Source organism: Streptomyces sp. NPDC048623, from assembly GCF_040650755.1.
In the GTDB taxonomy this organism is placed as follows: domain Bacteria; phylum Actinomycetota; class Actinomycetes; order Streptomycetales; family Streptomycetaceae; genus Streptomyces.
Genome location: NZ_JBEZHV010000004.1, coordinates 162,935 through 180,968, shown reverse-complemented (window position 1 = coordinate 180,968; position 18,034 = coordinate 162,935). Strand labels below are relative to the sequence as shown.

Annotated in this window: 16 protein-coding genes; 7 read left to right on the top strand and 9 right to left on the bottom strand. The window is 73.3% G+C overall.

Features of this window, described 5'->3' with window-relative positions; all coding sequences use genetic code 11:
• Positions 1–35 precede the first annotated feature (35 nt).
• Positions 36–1,013 carry an acyl-ACP desaturase gene (locus AB0C73_RS07925; RefSeq protein ID WP_362525965.1) on the top strand — a complete coding sequence of 326 codons (978 nt, stop codon included), beginning with the start codon at positions 36–38 and terminating at the stop codon, positions 1,011–1,013.
• A gap of 27 nt (positions 1,014–1,040) precedes the next feature.
• Here AB0C73_RS07925 and AB0C73_RS07920 read toward each other — a convergent pair whose 3' ends face one another.
• Both AB0C73_RS07920 and hemG read right to left on the bottom strand, forming a co-directional pair.
• Complete coding sequence (locus tag AB0C73_RS07920) at positions 1,041–1,559, bottom strand: hypothetical protein (RefSeq protein WP_362525963.1); 519 nt, start codon at positions 1,557–1,559, stop codon at positions 1,041–1,043.
• 281 nt (positions 1,560–1,840) lie between these two features.
• Positions 1,841–3,238: a protoporphyrinogen oxidase gene (gene hemG, locus AB0C73_RS07915; RefSeq protein ID WP_362525961.1), complete on the bottom strand. Its 1,398-nt coding sequence runs from the start codon at positions 3,236–3,238 to the stop codon at positions 1,841–1,843.
• Between the two features lie 356 nt (positions 3,239–3,594).
• Here hemG and AB0C73_RS07910 point away from each other — a divergent pair, with 356 nt between their 5' ends.
• Both AB0C73_RS07910 and AB0C73_RS07905 read left to right on the top strand, forming a co-directional pair.
• On the top strand, positions 3,595–4,080 hold the full coding sequence (locus AB0C73_RS07910) for a cyclic nucleotide-binding domain-containing protein (RefSeq protein ID WP_362525959.1): 486 nt from the start codon (positions 3,595–3,597) through the stop codon (positions 4,078–4,080).
• Between the two features lie 51 nt (positions 4,081–4,131).
• On the top strand, positions 4,132–4,776 hold the full coding sequence (locus tag AB0C73_RS07905; protein WP_362525956.1) for a CBS domain-containing protein: 645 nt from the start codon (positions 4,132–4,134) through the stop codon (positions 4,774–4,776).
• Between the two features lie 33 nt (positions 4,777–4,809).
• Here the strand turns inward: AB0C73_RS07905 and AB0C73_RS07900 are convergent, their stop codons facing one another.
• The 4 genes from AB0C73_RS07900 to AB0C73_RS07885 all read right to left on the bottom strand — a co-directional run bounded on the left by AB0C73_RS07900 (position 4,810) and on the right by AB0C73_RS07885 (position 10,698).
• Positions 4,810–6,747, bottom strand: coding sequence for a GAF domain-containing protein (locus tag AB0C73_RS07900; RefSeq protein ID WP_362525953.1), 1,938 nt, complete (start codon positions 6,745–6,747; stop codon positions 4,810–4,812).
• Positions 6,748–6,904: 157 nt separating this feature from the next.
• The gene (locus tag AB0C73_RS07895) at positions 6,905–8,275 is read right to left on the bottom strand and encodes an MFS transporter (RefSeq protein WP_362525951.1); all 1,371 of its coding nucleotides are present in this window, start codon (positions 8,273–8,275) and stop codon (positions 6,905–6,907) included.
• 106 nt (positions 8,276–8,381) lie between these two features.
• Complete coding sequence (locus tag AB0C73_RS07890) at positions 8,382–9,176, bottom strand: 3-hydroxybutyrate dehydrogenase (protein ID WP_362525949.1); 795 nt, start codon at positions 9,174–9,176, stop codon at positions 8,382–8,384.
• 97 nt (positions 9,177–9,273) lie between these two features.
• A complete protein-coding gene (locus tag AB0C73_RS07885; protein ID WP_362525946.1) occupies positions 9,274–10,698 on the bottom strand; it encodes a tannase/feruloyl esterase family alpha/beta hydrolase in 1,425 nt (474 codons plus the stop codon).
• A 358-nt stretch (positions 10,699–11,056) separates the two neighbouring features.
• Here AB0C73_RS07885 and AB0C73_RS07880 point away from each other — a divergent pair, with 358 nt between their 5' ends.
• From AB0C73_RS07880 to AB0C73_RS07870, 3 genes are all read left to right on the top strand, one after another.
• A complete protein-coding gene (locus AB0C73_RS07880; RefSeq protein ID WP_362525944.1) occupies positions 11,057–12,607 on the top strand; it encodes a PHB depolymerase family esterase in 1,551 nt (516 codons plus the stop codon).
• A gap of 192 nt (positions 12,608–12,799) precedes the next feature.
• Positions 12,800–13,579, top strand: coding sequence for a CoA transferase subunit A (locus tag AB0C73_RS07875; RefSeq protein ID WP_362525943.1), 780 nt, complete (start codon positions 12,800–12,802; stop codon positions 13,577–13,579).
• Between the two features lies 1 nt (position 13,580).
• Positions 13,581–14,240 (top strand): CoA transferase subunit B, encoded by a 660-nt coding sequence (locus AB0C73_RS07870; RefSeq protein WP_362525941.1) that lies wholly within the window; start codon positions 13,581–13,583, stop codon positions 14,238–14,240.
• A 135-nt stretch (positions 14,241–14,375) separates the two neighbouring features.
• Here AB0C73_RS07870 and dmpG read toward each other — a convergent pair whose 3' ends face one another.
• From dmpG to AB0C73_RS07855, 3 genes are read right to left on the bottom strand one after another with little or no spacing between them, the layout of a single operon-like run.
• A complete protein-coding gene (gene dmpG, locus AB0C73_RS07865; RefSeq protein WP_362525939.1) occupies positions 14,376–15,404 on the bottom strand; it encodes a 4-hydroxy-2-oxovalerate aldolase in 1,029 nt (342 codons plus the stop codon).
• On the bottom strand, positions 15,401–16,372 hold the full coding sequence (locus AB0C73_RS07860) for an acetaldehyde dehydrogenase (acetylating) (RefSeq protein ID WP_362525937.1): 972 nt from the start codon (positions 16,370–16,372) through the stop codon (positions 15,401–15,403). Before AB0C73_RS07860 ends, dmpG begins: the two co-directional genes overlap by 4 nt.
• 9 nt (positions 16,373–16,381) lie before the next feature.
• Positions 16,382–17,188, bottom strand: coding sequence for a fumarylacetoacetate hydrolase family protein (locus AB0C73_RS07855; RefSeq protein WP_362525935.1), 807 nt, complete (start codon positions 17,186–17,188; stop codon positions 16,382–16,384).
• Between the two features lie 71 nt (positions 17,189–17,259).
• Between AB0C73_RS07855 and AB0C73_RS07850 the strand changes: the two genes are divergently transcribed.
• On the top strand, positions 17,260–18,015 hold the full coding sequence (locus AB0C73_RS07850) for an IclR family transcriptional regulator (RefSeq protein WP_362525933.1): 756 nt from the start codon (positions 17,260–17,262) through the stop codon (positions 18,013–18,015).
• The last annotated feature ends 19 nt before the right edge of the window (positions 18,016–18,034 follow it).

Below are 18,034 nucleotides of genomic sequence, written 5' to 3'. Positions count from 1 at the left end.
AAGTTCAGTTTCGCAGCGAGAGAGCGGTCTACGCCGTGGCCAGCATCCCCCCGTCCCGTTCCGCCGAAGACGTCCCGAAGTCGGACGTCCAACTGCTCCAGGCGCTCGAGGAGGTGGTCGAGCGCGAGATCGACCGCCATCTGGCCGTGTTCAAGGAGTGGATGCCCCACGAGTACGTCCCCTGGAGCCGGGGGCGGGACTTCGACGGCGTCCTGGCCGAGGGCGAGCCGTGGGCCGCCGACCAGTCGCCGCTGACCGAGGTGGGCCGGGTGGCGATGGTGGTGAACCTGCTCACGGAGGACAACCTCCCGAGCTACCACCACGAGATCGCCACCCTCTTCGGCCGCGACGGCGCCTGGGGCACCTGGGTGCACCGGTGGACCGCGGAGGAGGCCCGGCACTCCATGGTGATGCGGGACTACCTGATGGCCTCCCGCGCGGTGGACCCCGTGGCCCTGGAGCAGGCCCGGATGGCCCACATGTCCGCCGGATTCGTCTCCGACAACCGGCACTCCCCGCTCCACACCGTGGCGTACGTGGCCTTCCAGGAGCTCGCCACCCGCATCTCGCACCGCAACACCGGGCGCAGCTCGGGCGATCCGGTCTGCGACCGCCTCCTCGCCCGCGTCGCGCTGGACGAGAACCTGCACATGATCTTCTACCGCAACCTGCTCCAGGCCGCCCTGGAGATCGCCCCCGACCAGGCCATGCGCGCCGTCGCGGACGTCGTCACCGGCTTCCGCATGCCCGGACACGGCATGCCGGGCTTCGAGCGCGCCGCCGCCGAGATCGCCCTCGGCGGCGTCTACAACCTGCGCGTCCACCACGACGACGTGCTCCAGCCCGTCCTGCGCCACCTCAAGATCCTGGGCCTGAGCGGGCTCGGGGCCGAGGGTCTCAAGGCCCAGGAGGAGCTGGGCGAGTTCCTCGGCTCGCTCGACGGGCAGGCGACCCGCTTCGACGAGCGCCGGGCCGCCATCCTGGCGCGCCGGGAGGCCCGCCGGCAGAAGTGACCTGCGGCAGGAGCCGGAGGCGCCGTCCTACGACAGCGTCTCCGGCTCCTGCTGTGCCGCGGACCGGTCCGGCGCCCCGCGTTCCGCGCCGACCGGCCACACGACGTCGACCGGCACCCCGTGGGCCCGCGCGTAGGCGACCATGTGCGCGGTGGCGTCCCGCCCGTCCGTGGGCGAACCGTCCCACACGGCAAGGAGCCGGCGGCACTGTGCGATCAGCGCCTCGTCGGCGCGCACGCAGGAGTCGCGGTCGCCGGGGTCGAAGGCCAGCAGGCGCACCTCCTCGGCGAGCGCCATCACCGCCCGGGCCGATTCGAGCTCGGGCGTCGGCAGCGGTGCCGGCACCGCGCCCTGGGCGGGGAGCAGCACGACGAGCCGGCGGCCGGAGGCCCGTACCGCGCGTGCGAAGGCGACCGCCGGTCCCGATCCGGCGCGGACGATTCCGGACGCCGGGCCGCCATCCCGCTCCAGGTGCTGCCGCAGCTCCCGCTCGACCTCGGCCGACGTGTCCGCGGGCAGGTCCGCATGTCCCACCACCGCGATCATGCGCTGTCTCCTCGCTCTCTCGGTCTGTCTCGATCCCGTCGAACAGTCAGTGAACCGCCCCCGGCCTGCCGTCCGGCAGGGGCCGAACGGTCCCTCCCCGTCCGGTCCGCCACGCCCCCGGACATGAGAGTGCCCCGGGACGGACGACGGTCGTCCCGGAGCACTCACGGTGGAGCCGGCCGCGTCACGCGGTCCGGATGCGGAGAGAAGACGGACACACGCCGTTCCGCACGGTCGACTCCACGACTGGGTGGACCCGGCTGCTCGCCGGGCCCGCGTTCTCAGGCCGCGCCGAGGACCTCCTCGGCGGCCTGCCGGCCGCTCGCCACGCAGTTGGTGATGCCGACGCCGTCGTACGCCGCGCCGCACAGCCGTACGTGCGGAAGCTTGGCGACCGCCGACCTGACCCGGTCGATCCGCGCGGTGTGGCCGACCATGTACTGCGGCAGTCCGTCGTACCAGCGGCTGACCCGCGTCGCCGCGGGCTCGGCCGTCAGGCCCAGGATCTCGCCCAGGTCGTGGCGGGCGGCCGCGACGAGCTCCGCGTCGTCCATGTGCATCGCCTGCTCGTCCCCGTACCGGCCGATCGAGGCCCGCAGGACGAACAGTCCGGTGGCCGACTCCCGCAGCCAGCGCCACTTGTGGGTGAGGAAGGTGGACGCCTTGATGGTGCGCCCCTCCACCGGCGGTACGAGGAATCCGCTGCCGCCGGGCAGGACCGGCAGGTCCTTGCGGCGGAACGCCAGCGTCACGAGCGCGGGCGAGGAGTACTCGATGCCGGACAGCTCGGCCGCGGCGGGGCACTCGGCTTCGAGGAGGGCCGCCGTGGTCCACGCCGGAGACGCCAGGACCAGGCCGTCCGCCGTGTAGAGGCGGTCGGGCGTGCGCACCGTCCACCCCTCGCCGGTGCGGTTCAGTTCGAGGGCCGGGCTGTCGAGGACGATCCTGCCGCCTCCGGCCCGTACGGCGTCGCCGACCGCGACCGGCAGCCTGCCGATGCCGCCGCTGATGCCCATGAACACCGGCCCGGCGGGCGCGGTGCCCGGCGCGGGCCTGCGCTGCAGCGAGGCGACGGCGTCGAGCAGGGTGCCGTGCTCCCGGACCGCCTCGAAGAGCGCGGGCACCGCCGCGCGCATCGAGATGCGGTGGGCGTCCCCCGCGTACACGCCGTCGAGCAGCGGCTCCAGGAGCCGGTCGACGACCTCCGGGCCGTACCGCTCGGACACGTACGCGCCGATGGCGACGTCGTCCCCGACGGGGGTACGGGGCAGGGTGCGGTCCTGCTTCATCCGCGCGATGCCGGCCGGGGAGATCAGGTCCTCCAGGGCCGCCCAGTCGCCCGGGACGCCCATGACGTGGCCCCGGGGCATGGGGTGCAGGCTGTCGCGGCTCCACACGGCCGCGGAGGTCGTCACGGCCGGTTCCAGGCACTCCCCGAGTCCGACCGCGCGCGCCAGGTCGACGGCGTCGGGCCGCAGCGCGAACAGCGCCTCGGCGCCCAGGTCGACGGGCACACCCGCGATCTCACCGGCCTGCAGCTTCCCGCCGAGCCGCCCGGACGCCTCCAGGAGCGTCACGCGCGCCCCCGCCTCGACGAGACGGTGCGCGGCCGCCAGTCCGGAGACACCGCCGCCCACGACGATGACGCTTCCTGGTGCTGGTGGGGCCTGGTCAGCCATGTGGGTGCCTTTCACGCGGGACTGCTCGGCGGTCCCCCGGCCGTAGGTGCGGAGCGTCGAGCGGCCGGGGTTCCGGGAAGAGTCAACGCCCCGGCGCCGCCCTGCCAGAAGGGCCGAACGGCCCAGGACGGCAAGGTCCTGGGTCCCCTGCCCGCCCGACTTCCGGCACGTCGGTCCTCACGCCGGCGCACCGCTCCGGAACCCGCCCTGGAACCCGCCCTCGAACCCGTCCGGAACCTGCCCCGGGCCCCGGACCGGAATCCGGGCCGGACGTCCCGCGCTCCCGGTCCGTTCGGCCCTAACCCGCCCCCCGGGCCGCGCCCACACTGGAAGCGGAGCCTGACGAGGAGGCCTCGATGAGAAGTTCCGTGAGTTCCGTGAGAAGTTCCGCGCAGACCCCGCCGCGGATCACCACCGCCCTTGCCCCCGAGTACCGCGGTCTTCTCATGAAGTACGCGCAGCGCAGGGACTTCGAGCCCGGCGAGCGCCTCTTCACGGAGGGCGGCGCCGCGGACCGTTTCTGGATCGTCAGAACCGGTACGGTCCTGCTCGACGCGGAGGTGCCCGGCGGGACCCACGCCGTGGTGGACCGGGCCGACGCCGGTGAACCGGTCGGCTGCTCGTGGCTGTTCGCCCCGTACCGCTGGCAGCTCGGCGCCGAGGCGATGACGCCGGTGCGGGCCGACGAGTTCGACGCCGCGACGGTGCGGATGCTCATGGACGCGGATCCCGCGTTCGGGTCGGCGCTCGGGCATTTCGTCGGGCGCGTGCTCGCCCACCGGCTGCGGTCCGCCCGCATCCGGCTGCTGGACCGGTACGCCCCGCACGGCAGCGGCCTGTAGCCGCAGCCCCGGCCGCGTACCCCTCCCCCTTCTCCGGTTCAGGAGGTCACGATGCCCGCCATGCCTCGTACCGTCAGTGACGTCATGACCCACACCGCGATCGCGGTCGGGCGTGACGCGCCCTACAAGGAGATCGTCGCCCTCATGGCCGAGTGGAAGGTCAGCGCGCTCCCCGTCCTGGAGGGCGAGGGCCGGGTCATCGGGGTGGTCTCGGAGGCCGATCTGCTGCCCAAGGAGGAGTTCCGCACGGAGGAGCCGCGGCTCCCGGCGGAGAGGGAGGCCGCGCTCAAGGCCGGCGCGCTGCGGGCGGGCGAGCTCATGTCGAGCCCGGCCGTCACCGTGCACCCCGACGCGACGCTCTCCGAGGCCGCGCGCATCATGGCCACCCGCAAGGTGAAGCGGCTGCCGGTGGTGAACGGGCTCGGCATGCTGGAGGGCGTGGTCAGCCGCGGGGACCTGCTCACCGTCTTCCTACGCCCGGACGCGGAGATCGAGGAGGAGATCCGGTCCGAGCTGCTCGCCGAGCTGATGCCTCCGGCGCAGCTCGGGGTCAGCGTCTCCGAGGGCGTCGTCACCCTCCACGGCGCCCTGCCCGACCGCGCGCTCGTGCCGCTGCTCGCGCGCGCCGTCCGGGCGGTGGAGGGTGTGGTGGACGTACGGATGACACTCGGCGGCGTCGAGGGCGACACGGCCTGAGCCGTACGGGCCCGGCGCGTGCTCGCTCCGGGATCAGCTGCCGTCGCCGTCCCGCGCCGTGAGCCGGTGCAGGCGCAGGGCCAGATGGGTCTCCAGGGCCCTGGCCGGGGAGTTCCAGTCGGGGCCGAGGAGCTGGGCGACGCGGTCGAGGCGCTGCACGACCGTGTTGACGTGCACGTGGAGGGCGTCCTTGGCGCGGGAGAGGCTGGCGCCCTGGTCGTAGTAGGCGTGCAGGGTGCGCAGGAGCTCGGTGCCGCGTTCGGCGTCGTAGGCGAGGACGGGGCCGAGGACGCGTTCGACGTACGAGCCGACGTCGGCCCGGTCACCGAGCAGGACGCCGATGAAGCCCAGCTCGGCGATGCCGGCGCCCTCCCCGGTGCGGTCGAGGGCATGGAGCGCGGTGAGACAGCGCAGGGCCTCGGAGTGGAGGGCGGCGAGCCGCCCGGGTCCGTGCGCCGGACCGGCGGCGCCCGCGGTGACGGGTGCGCCGAGGGCGCGGGTGAGATCGGCGGCGAGGCCGCGGGCGAGGGTCCCGGGCCGGTCGGAGGGGGCGAGCAGGACCACATGGCCGTGCCGGGTCCCGGCCAGGCCGCCCAGGCCGCGGGCCCTGCGGGCGGTCTCGGCGGCGAGCCGGGGGCGAAGCGGCGGTTCGCAGTCGAGTACGGCCACGGCGTGCGGCCTGCCGAGGTCGACGCCGAGGCGCCGGGCCCGCAGGGTCAGGCTGTCGCCGTCCCAGCGGGCCGAGGCGGCGGGATCGGCGAGGAGGTCGTCCAGGAGTTCGCCGCGTACCCGGTCCTCCGTCTCGGCGACGGACCGGCGGATGAGCAGCAGCATGGCGGTGACCAGGGCGGCGCGTTCGAACAGGCGGCGGTCGGCCTCGGAGAGGTCGGTCCGGCCGGTGAGCAGGATGCTGCCGAGCGGTTCGCTTCCGGCGAGGACGGCGCAGGTCCAGACGTCGGCGTCGTGGACCGCGCGGCCGTCGGTGCGGGAGGCGGCGAGGCTCTCGGCGGAGGGCGTGACCGGTTCGGTGCCGGCCCGGGCCAGCTCGCTGCCGTCGGTGTCGTGGACGGCCACTCCGCCGCGGAGCAGCGCGGCGATCTCGGCCGCCACCTCGTCGATCCCGGCGCCGCGGAGCACGAGTCTGGTGAGGCGGTCGTGGGCGTCGGAGGCCCGGTGGAGTGCCTCGCTGTGGGCGCGGGCCGTGGCGTTGGCGGCTTCGAGCCGGGTGAGGGCGTTGCGGGTCTCTTCGAGGAGGCGGGCGCTGTCGATGGCGACGGCGGCGTGGTCGGCGAGCGAGCCGAGCAGCGCGATGGCGTCGGGCGGGAACTCGCGGGGGGTGCGGTCGGCCGCGAAGAGCACGCCGATGATCTCCTCGCCCACCCGCAGCGGGACGCCCAGGATCCCGCGCAGCCCTTCCTCGGCCACGCCGTCGTCGATCGCGCCGGTGTGCCGGAAGCGCCGGTCGGCGCGGTAGTCGGTGCTGGCGTACGGGCGGGAGGTCTGCGCGACCAGGCCGCCGAGGCCCTCGCCCAGGCCGAGCCGGAGCTGCTGGAAGGCGGCGGAGACGGAGCCGTCGGTGACGCGCATGAAGGTGTCGTGGGCCGCCGGGTCGTTGAGCGTGAGGTAGGCGACGTCGGTGCCGAGCAGCGTGCGGGCGCGCCGGACGATGGCGCGGAGCACGGCGTCGAGGTCCCGCAGCCCCGCCAGGTCGCCCGCGGTGTCGAAGAGCGCGACCAGGCCCGCCTCCCGGCGCCGGTACTGGTCGAGGACCCGCCGAACGGCGAGCGCCGCCTCGGTGGTCTCCTCGATCCGGACGGCGTCGGCCGCCGTGGCCCCGGCGGCACGCGCGCGGGCCGGCTGGGCGACGAGCTCCTCCGCGGGGGCGTCGGCGGCGAGGAGGTCGAGGAGGCGGCGGGCGGCCGTCTCGGCGGGGGTCGGCGCGTGGGCGTCGGCTTCCTCGCGGGCGGTCATGGGGCCTCCTCTCGGTGGGTGGACGGAGGTTTGGAACGGGCACGTTCAAGAGGGCGGGAATTCACAAGGGCGGGAGTGTGTGACGCGGGGGCGGCCCGGTCCGTCGCGTTCTCCCCCATCATCGCGGCGGACCGGGCGGTTCACGAGCGCGGTGGCGCTACGCGGGGTCGCCCGCGGTGACGGCGGGCGCGGGGGCGGGCTCCTCGTCGCGGCTGTCGCGGGTGAGGTCGCGGCCGAGGGTCTCGCGGGTGACGGCGACGGTGATGGTGGTGATCACGGCGGCCGCGCAGAGGTAGACGCTGATGGGCGTGGAGGAGCCGTAGTCCTTCAGGAGCTCGACGGCGATGATCGGGGCGAGGGCACCCGCCAGGATGGAGGCGAGCTGGGAGCCCATGGAGGCGCCGGAGTAGCGGACCTTGGTGTCGAACATCTCGGAGATGAACGCGGCCTGCGGCCCGTACATCGCGCCGTGCAGCAGCAGTCCGGCGGTGACGGCCAGGGTGATCACGACGAACGACTTGGAGTCGACGAGGCCGAAGAAGACGAAGGCCCACACCGCCATGCCCGCGGAGCCGATCAGGGTGACCGGACGGCGGCCGATGCGGTCGGAGAGCGCGCCCCACAGCGGGATGGTGACGAAGTGGACGGCGGAGCCGATCAGGACGGCGTTCAGCGCGGTGCTCTTCGCCAGTCCCAGGTGGGTGGTGACGTACACGAGGAGGAAGGAGGTGAGGATGTAGTACGAGATGTTCTCGCCGAAGCGGGTGCCGATGGCGGACAGGACCTCACGCCAGCTGCGCCTGAACACCTGCACGACCGGGGCCTTCTCCTTGGCGCCCTGGGCGGCGGCGGCCTCGGCCTTCTTCTGGGCCTCCAGGAACACCGGGGACTCGGAGACCGAGACCCGGATCCACAGGCCGATCATGACCAGGATGCCGGAGAGCAGGAACGGCACGCGCCAGCCCCAGGACTGGAAGGCGGCGTCCGACTGGAACGCGGCCAGGAGCGCCAGGACGCCGGTGGCGAGCAGGTTGCCGCCGGGGGCGCCGGCCTGCGGCCAGGACGCCCAGAAGCCGCGGTGCTTGTCGCCGCCGTGCTCGGAGACGATCAGGACGGCTCCGCCCCACTCGCCGCCGAGTGCGAAGCCCTGGACGAGGCGCAGCACGGTCAGCAGGACCGGCGCGCCGACGCCGATGGACGCGTAGGTGGGCAGCAGGCCCATCGCGAAGGTCGCGCCGCCCATCATCAGCAGGCTGACCACCAGCAGCTTCTTGCGGCCGATCTTGTCGCCGAAGTGTCCGAAGACGATGCCGCCGAGCGGCCGGGCGGCGAACCCGATGGCATACGTGATGAACGCGATGAGCGTGCCCACCAGCGGATCCGCGCTGGGGAAGAACAGCGTGTTGAAGACGAGGGCGGCGGCGGAGCCGTAGAGGAAGAAGTCGTACCACTCGATGGTGGTGCCGATCAGGCTCGCGCCGACGATGCGGCCGATGCCGCCTCTCGGCGTGGTGGTGGTGCCAGACATGATTCACCGGGTTTCACGAACGGACAGGACGGGGTGATACGGGGCGCGTACAGGGGGGTACGCGGGCGGTGCGGGGGTGTGGCGCACCGGTGGGGTTCAAGGGGGGTCAGCCCGCGGTCCAGCCGCCGTCGAGCGGCAGGGACGCTCCGGTGAGGTAGCCGGAGTGCGGGCCGCACAGCCACAGGACGGCCGCGGCCACCTCCTCCGCCTCCAGGAGCCGCTTGACCGGGGTGCGGGCGAGGAGGACGTCGGAGAGGACATCGCCCTCGCTGATGCCGTGGGCGGCGGCCTGGTCGCGCACCTGGCCCTCGACGAGCGGGGTGCGGACGTAGCCGGGGTTCACGCAGTTGCTGGTCACCCCGTGCGGGGCGCCCTCGATCGCGGCGACCTTGCTCAGCCCTTCGAGGGCGTGCTTGGCCGCGACGTAGGCCGACTTGTAGGCGCTGGCCCGCAGCCCGTGGACGCTGGAGACGTTCACGATCCGGCCCCAGCCGCGAGCGTACATATGCGGCAGAGTGCGGCGCATCAGAAGAAACGGAGCCGTGACCATCACCTTGTGGATCAGGTCGAAACGCTCCGGGGGGAACTCCGTGAGCGGGGCGACGTGCTGCAGGCCGGCGTTGTTGACCAGGATGTCGGCCTCGGCCGGCAGGAGGTCGATCGCTCCCGGGTCCGCGAGGTCGGCCACGTGCGCCTCGCCGCCGGCGATCTCCGCGACGGCCTTGGCCGCCGCGGCGTCGCGGTCGACGACGTGCACGGTGGCGCCCGCCTGCGCCAGGGCCAGGACGCAGGCCCGGCCGATGCCGCTGCCTCCGCCGGTGACCAGAGCCGAGCGTCCGCTCAGATCGATCACGGCGGAGGGTGGCGACGAGAGGGCCGGGACGGGAAATGTGTTCGTCATGGCCGGAAACAGTAGGGAGGGCCAGGGGCTCATCCCATGTGAGCGACCACCACAAAGACCGTCCCGGTGGTGGTGACCTTCACCATTCGGCGACCGGTCAGGAGCCGATCGGGCAGCTGTCCACGAGGCTGCCGGGCTGCGCACCGGCCGGCAGCGCGACCGTGCGCGAGGACGGCGGCAGCTGGCCCCCGCCGAGCCAGTCCTCGAGGGCGGTGAAGGCCGCCCGGTGGCAGGGCGTGAGCGGGCGCAGCCGGTCCGGGAACAGGTCCACCAGGGAATCGGTGTGGTTGCCGCCCTCGATGCGGTAGTAGCGGTACAGGCCGCCGCGGCCCGCGTCGCGCACCATACGGGAGTAGACGTCCGAGTCCCGGGCGATCGGGAGCAGGACGTCCAGGGTGCCGTGCACGGTGATCAGCGGCTTGCCGATGCGCCCGGTCAGCGCGATCTTCTCGACGGCCTCGGCGACCTCGTCCGGACGCTGCGCGTACGCGTAGTCGGCGTCGCAGCCCGGTGTCCCGCTCGCGCAGTACGGGGTGCCGGCCTCGGTCGCGCCGTCGAAGCCCGGGTCGAGCTCCTCCCGGTAGATGCGCTGGGTCAGGTCCCAGTAGACCTGGTGGTGGTACGGCCACAGGAACTCCGAACCGGCCGGGAACCCGGCGGCGTGCAGGGCCTCCTGCGCGGCCGGGGCGCCCTCGCCGCCCGCGGCGTACACGGGGTAGTTCCGCAGGGCCGGCGGCAGGAAGTCGAGCAGCGTGGGCCCGCCGGAGCGCCACAGGGTCCCCTCCCAGTCCACTCCCCCGTCGTAGAGCTCGGGGTGGTTCTCCAGCTGCCAGCGCACCAGGTAGCCGCCGTTGGACATGCCGGTGACCAGGGTGCGGGCCGGCGCGCGGTGGTAGCGCTGGGCGATCGTGGCCCGGGCGGCGCGGGTGAGCTGGGTGAGCCGGTCGTTCCACTCGGCGATGGCGTCGCCCGGCGCCTCGCCGTCCCGGTAGAAGGCGAGTCCGGTGTTGCCCTTGTCGGTGGCGGCGTAGGCGTAGCCGCGGGAGAGCACCCAGTCGGCGATGGCCCTGTCGTTGGCGTACTGCTCGCGGTTGCCGGGGGTGCCGGCGACCACCAGTCCGCCGTTCCACCGGTCGGGCATGCGGATCACGAACTGGGCGTCGTGCTTCCAGCCGTGGTTGGTGTTGGTGGTGGAGGTGTCGGGGAAGTAGCCGTCGATCTGGATGCCGGGCACGCCGCTGGGGACGGCCAGGGCCTTGGGGGTCAGGCCCGACCAGTCGGCCGGGTCGGTGTGCCCCGAGGCGACCGTTCCCGCCGTGGTCAGCTCGTCGAGACAGGCGGTCTCCTGGTGCTCGGCGCCCGGCACCCGCACCTGCGCGAGGCGGGCGCAGTGCGCCGCGGCGCCGGAGTCCGGAGGGGCCGCCGTCGCGGGCGCGGTGGAGAGGGTGAGGGCGGCCAGGGCGAGGGCCGCGGGCACGCCTCGTCTCCAGGAACGTGGTGTCGGGCCGGGGTTGGGGCGCATCGGTGTGCCTCCGGGATCGGGTCGTCGGTAGGGGACCGCGGGAGGCTATGCCGTCGTGTCCGGTTCCAGACATGGGTGGGTCAACCACCGTGCCGCTACGGGAAGTAGGGCGGGACACCACTTCTGCTGGACGGCCTCGGTGTGGCCGGAACGAGGCTTGACCGGCGGGCCTGCGGTCATACAGAGCGCGCCGCGCTCGCGGCCATGGACGCCCGGCACACTGCCCTGCCGCCAACCGTGGCTGTCCCGACCATGTCAGCGGCGGCGCGGGCGCCTTGATGATGCACGTCACACCGGTCCCCGGGCCCCACCCCGGGATCGGTACGAGACCTGTTCACCGCATCAGGAGACAGTCGTCATGACAGAGCCGCACATCCCGTTCCACCTCGCCGGGGACCGCCGCCCCGGATTCCGCCGCCCCGCCGGGGACCGCCACCCCAGGGGCCGCCGCCTCGCCGCGGGCATCCGCCGCTGGATCGGCGGCGCCGCGGGGGCGCTCGCCCTCACGGCCGGTCTGGTCGCCGCGGGTGGCCCGCAGGCCTCCGCCGCGAGCCTCACCCAGGTGACCGGCTTCGGCACCAACCCGGGCAACCTTTCCATGTACGCGTACAAGCCCGACGCCCTGCCGTCCGGTGCCCCGCTCGTGGTCGCCCTGCACGGCTGCACCCAGAGCGCGAGCGACTACCACACCCACTCCGGCTGGCAGAAGTTCGCGGACGCCTACGGCTTCGCGCTCGTCTACCCGCAGACCAGCAGCGCGAACAACTCCAACTCCTGCTTCAACTGGTTCGAGCCGGGCGACACCGCGCGCGGTCAGGGCGAGGCGCTGTCGATCAAGCAGATGGTCGACAAGGCCGTCGCCCAGTACGGCAGCGACCCCGCGCGGGTGTTCATCACCGGCCTGTCGGCGGGCGCCGGCATGACCGCCGACATGCTCGCCGCCTACCCCGACGTGTTCGCGGGCGGGGCCATCGACTCCGGGCTGCCCGCGTACTGCGCGAACAGCGTGTCCACCGCGTACACCTGCATGTACAGCCCGCCGGACAAGACGCCCGCCCAGTGGGGAGCGCTCGTACGCTCCGCCGCCCCGGCCGGCACCACCTCCTGGCCCCGCGTCGCGATCTGGCAGGGCACGAGCGACACCACCGTCCAGCCGGCCAACGCCACCGAACTGCGCGACCAGTGGACCGATGTCTGGGGCATCGGCCAGACGCCTTCCCGCACCGAGACGCTCGGCGGGGGCACCACGCTGAGCGTGTACGAGGACGGCGCGGGGAGGCCGGCCGTCGAGGTCTACTCGATCTCCGGCATGGCGCACGGACTCGCGGTCGACCCGGGCAGCGGCGCCGAGCAGTGCGGCAGCACCGGCACGTACTACCTCGACACCATCTGCTCCAGCTATCACACCGCCCGCTTCTGGGGCCTCGACGGCGGCGGGCAGGAGCCCGGCCCCGGCGCGCTGCCCGCGCCCACCGGCCTGGCGGTCACCGGCACCACCGACACCACCGCCGCCCTCGGCTGGAGCGCGGTGTCCGGCGCGGCCTCGTACACCGTCTACCGCGACGGCGCGCAGGTGGGCACCACCACGTCCACCGGCTACACCGACAGCGGGCTCACCGCCGGCACGGCCTACGCCTACACCGTGGCGGCCGTGGACCCGTCGGGCGTCCGGGGCGCTGTCTCGGCCCCGGTGACCGCGACCACCACCGGCGGCGGCTACACGCCCACGTGCTACACGGCCAGCAACTACGCCCACACGACGGCCGGGCGCGCGTACCAGAGCGGCGGCTACACCTACGCCAACGGTTCCGGCCAGGCGATGGGGCTGTGGAACACGTTCACCACCCACACCCTGAAGGAGACCTCTCCCGGCTACTTCGTGATCGCCGACTCCGGCTGTTCGGCCTGATCCGAAGGAGCCTCGGCGCGGTCCACGAGCTCCCCCGGTGGAGGTGGTCATCACCACCTCCACCGGGGTCGATATGTGGACGACAGCCATGGTTCCGTGTGTCGCGCCTGCCTAGGCTCGCTGCCCATCAGCCGTACTGGCACCGGCTCCGACCTGCGCGGACGGCCCGGCTGCCCGAGGGAAAGGGACCGTATGGGTCTGGACAAGACAGTCGCGAGCGCGGCGGAGGCGGTGGCCGACATCGGCGCCGGCGCCTCGCTCGCCGTGGGCGGCTTCGGACTGTGCGGCATACCGGGCACGCTGATCGACGCCCTGTGGCAGCGCGAGGTGAGCGATCTCCGGATCGTCTCGAACAACTGCGGCGTCGACGACTGGGGCCTCGGCCTGCTGCTCGCCGCCGGGCAGATCTCCCGGATGACGAGCTCCTACGTGGGCGAGAACAAGGAGTTCGCCCGCCAGTACCTGACCGGGGAGCTGGAGGTCGAACTCGTCCCGCAGGGCACGCTCGCCGAACGGCTGCGGGCCGGCGGCGCCGGCATCCCCGCCTTCTACACCCCCGCGGGCACCGGGACCCAGGTCGGCGAGGGCGGACTGCCCTGGAAGTACGCCCCCGGGGGCGGCGCCGTCGCGGTCGCCTCGCCCGCCAAGGAGACCCGGGAGTTCGACGGGCGCCCGTATCTGCTCGAACACGGCATCACCACCGACTTCGCGCTGGTCCGGGCCACCATCGGCGACCGGCACGGCAATCTCGTCTTCCGCTCGTCCGCACGCAACTTCAACCCGCTGGCCGCCATGGCCGGCCGGATCACCATCGCCGAGGTGGACCACCTCGTCGAACCGGGCGAACTGGACCCCGACGAGGTGCATCTGCCCGGCGTCTTCGTCCAGCGCGTGGTCCGGGTGACCCCCGGCGACCCCGCGGCCGAGCGGCGCGTCGAGCGCCGTACCGTACGACAGGAAGGCGAGGCCTGAGATGGCCCTCACCCGCGAGCAGATGGCGGCCCGCGCCGCCCTGGAACTCACCGACGGCAGCTACGTCAACCTCGGCATCGGGCTCCCGACCCTCATCCCCAACCACCTGCCGCCGGGCGTCGAGGTGGTGCTCCAGTCCGAGAACGGGATCCTGGGCGTGGGCCCGTACCCGACCGAGGACGAGCTCGACGCCGACCTGATCAACGCCGGCAAGGAGACCGTCACCACCCTGCCCGGCGCCTCGTTCTTCGACTCGGCGCTGTCCTTCGGCATGATCCGCGGCGGCCACATCGACGCCGCCGTGCTCGGCGCGATGCAGGTCTCCGCCGCCGGCGACCTCGCCAACTGGATGATCCCCGGCAAGATGGTCAAGGGCATGGGCGGCGCGATGGACCTCGTCCACGGCGCGGGCCGGGTCATCGTCCTCATGGAGCACACCGCCAAGGACGGCACTCCGAAGCTGGTCGACACCTGCACCCTGCCGCTCACCGGCCGCGCCGTCGTCCAGCGCGTGATCACCGACCTCGCGGTCGTGGACATCACGGCCGCCGGCTTCGTCCTGGCCGAACTGGCCCCGGGTGTCACCGTGGACGAGGTCCGCGCCGCCACGGCCGCGGAGCTGATCGTGCCGGCCGGCCTCGGCGCCGTACCGGTGGCCTGAACAGCGGGGCGCACCCGGGCATGCCCCTGGGCCTCCGGGTGGTCGGTCCACGGCGACTGCGGGGCCGTGGACCGACCGCGAACCGGCCGGACCGTGAACCGGCCGGACCGCGAACCGGTCCGTCCGGGGCGGACCTCAGCGGTTCGCCGCGAGCCCCAGGGCGATGTCGACGATCATGTCCTCCTGTCCGCCGACCAGACGCCGCCGGCCGCACTCCATCAGGATGGCGCGCACATCGACCCCGTACCGCTGCGCGGCCGCCTCCGCGTGGCGCAGGAAGCTGGAGTAGACACCCGCGTAGCCGAGGGTGAGGGTCTCGCGGTCGACGCGGACCGGACGGTCCTGCAACGGGCGGACGAGGTCGTCGGCCGCGTCCTGGAGCTTGAACAGGTCGCAACCGTGCTGGAAGCCCGAGAGGTTCGCGACGGCGACGAAGGCCTCGATGGGGCAGTTGCCCGCGCCCGCGCCGTGTCCGGCGAGCGAGGCGTCGACGCGGTACACGCCGTTCTCCACCGCGACCACCGAATTCGCCACGGACAGCGAGAGGTTCTCGTGGGCGTGGATGCCGATCTCGGTCGCCGGGTCGAGGACGTCGCGGTAGGCGCGCACCCGGGCGGCGACGTCGTTCATGGTCAACCGGCCGCCGGAGTCGGTGACATAGACGCACTGGGCGCCGTACGACTCCATCAACCGCGCCTGCTCGGCGAGCTGTTCGGGCTCGGCCATGTGGGAGAGCATCAGGAAGCCGGAGACGTCCATGCCCAGCTCGCGGGCGGCGGCGATGTGCTGTGCGGAGATGTCGGCCTCGGTGCAGTGGGTGGCCACCCGGACCGAACGGACGCCGAGGTCGTAGGCGTGCTTCAGCTCGTGGAGGGTGCCCACGCCCGGCAGCAGCAGGGTGGTGAGGCGGGCCTTCCTCAGGACCGAGGCGGCGGCCTCGATCCACTCCCAGTCGGAGTGGGAGCCCGGGCCGTAGTTGAGCGAGCCGCCGGCGAGTCCGTCGCCGTGGGCGACCTCGATCGCGTCGACGCCGGCGTCCTCGAGCGCGACCACGATGCGCTGGACGTCCGCGGGGGTGATGCGGTGGCGGACGGCGTGCATGCCGTCCCGGAGGGTGACGTCCTGCACGAAGATCGGGGTGCCCGAGGTGCTGGGGGTGCTCATTTCACGTCCTCCTTCGCAGCCTTCGCGGCGGCGATCTGCTCGGCCATCCGCACCGCGGCCGAGGTCATGATGTCGAGGTTTCCGGCGTAGGCCGGCAGGTACATGCCCGCGCCCTCGACCTTGAGGAAGACCGACACCTGGTGGGTGGGCCGCGTGGTCGCGCCCTCCGCGAGGAGGGTCTCGACCGGCTGGTCGGCGGGGATCTCGGTGATCTGGACGTCCTGGACCATCCGGTAGCCGGGGACGTACGCCGAGACCTCGGCGACCATCTTCCGGACCGACTCGGTGATCCGCGTCTTCGCGGTCTCGCCGTCCTCGCCCTCGGGCAGGGCGACCAGGGCGAAGACCGTGTCACGCATCATCAGCGGCGGCTCGGCGGGGTTGAGGATGATGATCGCCTTGCCCCGCTCGGCGCCGCCGACCCGCACGATCGCCGAGGAGGTCGTCTCGGTGAACTCGTCGATGTTGGCCCGGGTTCCGGGCCCGGCCGACCTGGACGCGATCGAGGCGACGATCTCGGCGTACGCCACCGGGACGACCCGGCTGATCGCGGCCACGACCGGGATGGTGGCCTGGCCGCCGCAGGTGACCATGTTGACGTTGGGCGCGTCGAGGTGCTCGTCGAGGTTGACCGCGGGGACGACGTACGGGCCGATCGCGGCCGGCGTCAGGTCGATCACTCGGATGCCGAGCGGGCGCAGCTTCGCGTCGTTGTACCGGTGCGCGCCGGCCGAGGTGGCGTCGAAGACGATGCCGATCTCGTCGATCTGCGGGGACTTGAGGAGGCCGTCCACGCCCTCGGCGGTGGTCTCGAACCCGAAGCGGGCGGCGCGGGCCAGCCCGTCGGAGGCCGGGTCGATGCCGACCATGACGCCCATCCGGAGGTGCTGCGCGGTGCGCATGATCTTGATCATCAGGTCGGTGCCGATATTGCCCGACCCGATGACGGCGACCTTCGTCTTGGTCATCGTGATTCCTTACGAGGAGAAGGTGACCGACACCGAGCCGAGGCCGGTGACGGTGGCGTGGACGGCGGCGCCCGGCATCACGGGACTCATCGGGCCGAGCGCGCCGGAGAGGATCACCTGGCCGGCGCGGAGCGGCTCGCCCAGGGCGCGGGCCTGGCGGGCGAGCCAGACGACGGCCTCGACGGGGTCGCCGAGGCAGGCGGCGCCGCTGCCGGTGGAGACGGTCTCGCCGTCGACGCTCATGGTCATCTCGGCCGCGACGGGGTCGAAGTCGCTCAGCGGAACCCGCCGGCCGCCGAGGACGTAGGCGCCCGCGGAGGCGTTGTCGGCGACCGTGTCGCCGAAGCTGATGTCCCAGCCCGCCACCCGGCTGCCGCAGATCTCGATCGCGGCGACGGCGTGGTCGACGGCCTCGCGCACCTGGGCGGCGTCGAGGGGGCCCTCGGCCAGGTCGGCTCCGAGGACGAAGGCGATCTCGGCCTCGACCCGGGGCTGGAGGACGGCGCCGGGCGGCACGGCCGAGCCGTCGGCGTACGCCATGTCGTCGAAGAGGAAGCCGAAGTCGGGCTGGTCGACGCCGAGCTGCTGCTGCACGGCCACGGAGGTGAGGCCGATCTTCCGGCCGGTGACCGCGGCACCGGCCGCGATCCGCTCGGCGGTGAGCTGCTGCTGCACGGCGTACGCGGCCGTGACGTCGTCGCGGCCGATCAGATCGCGTACGGGGGCGGCGGGGGTGCCGGTGGCGGCGGCCTGACGGAGCCGGGCGGCAGCGGCGGCGATGCTGTCGGGGCCGACAGCGGCGTGGTTCTGGGGCATGTCGTCCAATCTGGGGTACGGGGCGGGGCGAGCTCCATGAAGGCGTTCCACTCAGCGGTACGCTCTTTCGCATGGAGGACAGCGACACCGTCCTGGGCAAGGCACTGGCGATCCTGCGCGCGTTCGGCCCGGCCGACTCCGTACTGCCGCTCGCCGAGCTCGTACGGCGTACGGGTCTGGCGAAGGGCACGGCCCACCGGGTCGCCGGGGATCTGGTCCACCACCGGCTGCTCGACAAGACCGAGCACGGCTACCGGCTCTCCGGCGGCCTGTTCGAACTGGGGCTGCGCGCGGCCAACGAACGCACTCTGATCGAACTGGCGATGCCCTATCTGCAGGACCTCTACGAGCGCACGCACGAGACGGTGCACCTCGGCGTACGCGAGGGGCACGAGGTCGTGTATCTCGCCAAGATCGGCGGGCACCGGCAGGCCAAGGCACCGTCCCGCACGGGCGGGCGGATGCCGGTGCACTGCACGGCGATCGGCAAGGTGCTGCTCGCCCACGCCGCGGAGGACGAGCAGGCGGCCGTGCTCACCGCCCCGCTGGAACGCCGTACCCCGCACACCGTGATCGCCCCCGGCCTGCTGCGCCGGCAGCTCGTGACGGCGGTCGAGACGGGCGTCGCCTACGAGCGCGAGGAGTCGACGCCGGGCCTGCTCTGTGTCGCCGCGCCGGTCCTCGCGCCGGACGGTCTGACGGCGGTGGCCGCCCTCAGCGTGACCGGCCCGGTCGGGCGCTTCCGCCCCGAGTCCCACGCGAACGCCGTCCGCGCGGCGGCCACGGCCCTGGCCGCCACGCTGGCCCGCCGGCGGCCCTGGGGATGACCTGAGGACGCGCCTGTGG

Excerpts from the sequence above, each read along its gene's own strand:
- AB0C73_RS07920 (WP_362525963.1), bottom strand. The coding sequence starts at position 1,559 with ATGATCGCGGTGGTGGGACATGCGGACCTGCCCGCGGACACGTCGGCC.
- hemG (WP_362525961.1), bottom strand. The coding sequence starts at position 3,238 with ATGGCTGACCAGGCCCCACCAGCACCAGGAAGCGTCATCGTCGTGGGC.
- AB0C73_RS07910 (WP_362525959.1), top strand. The coding sequence starts at position 3,595 with ATGAGAAGTTCCGTGAGTTCCGTGAGAAGTTCCGCGCAGACCCCGCCG.
- AB0C73_RS07905 (WP_362525956.1), top strand. The coding sequence starts at position 4,132 with ATGCCCGCCATGCCTCGTACCGTCAGTGACGTCATGACCCACACCGCG.
- AB0C73_RS07900 (WP_362525953.1), bottom strand. The coding sequence starts at position 6,747 with ATGACCGCCCGCGAGGAAGCCGACGCCCACGCGCCGACCCCCGCCGAG.
- AB0C73_RS07895 (WP_362525951.1), bottom strand. The coding sequence starts at position 8,275 with ATGTCTGGCACCACCACCACGCCGAGAGGCGGCATCGGCCGCATCGTC.
- AB0C73_RS07890 (WP_362525949.1), bottom strand. The coding sequence starts at position 9,176 with ATGACGAACACATTTCCCGTCCCGGCCCTCTCGTCGCCACCCTCCGCC.
- AB0C73_RS07885 (WP_362525946.1), bottom strand. The coding sequence starts at position 10,698 with ATGCGCCCCAACCCCGGCCCGACACCACGTTCCTGGAGACGAGGCGTG.
- AB0C73_RS07880 (WP_362525944.1), top strand. The coding sequence starts at position 11,057 with ATGACAGAGCCGCACATCCCGTTCCACCTCGCCGGGGACCGCCGCCCC.
- AB0C73_RS07875 (WP_362525943.1), top strand. The coding sequence starts at position 12,800 with ATGGGTCTGGACAAGACAGTCGCGAGCGCGGCGGAGGCGGTGGCCGAC.
- AB0C73_RS07870 (WP_362525941.1), top strand. The coding sequence starts at position 13,581 with ATGGCCCTCACCCGCGAGCAGATGGCGGCCCGCGCCGCCCTGGAACTC.
- dmpG (WP_362525939.1), bottom strand. The coding sequence starts at position 15,404 with ATGAGCACCCCCAGCACCTCGGGCACCCCGATCTTCGTGCAGGACGTC.
- AB0C73_RS07860 (WP_362525937.1), bottom strand. The coding sequence starts at position 16,372 with ATGACCAAGACGAAGGTCGCCGTCATCGGGTCGGGCAATATCGGCACC.
- AB0C73_RS07855 (WP_362525935.1), bottom strand. The coding sequence starts at position 17,188 with ATGCCCCAGAACCACGCCGCTGTCGGCCCCGACAGCATCGCCGCCGCT.
- AB0C73_RS07850 (WP_362525933.1), top strand. The coding sequence starts at position 17,260 with ATGGAGGACAGCGACACCGTCCTGGGCAAGGCACTGGCGATCCTGCGC.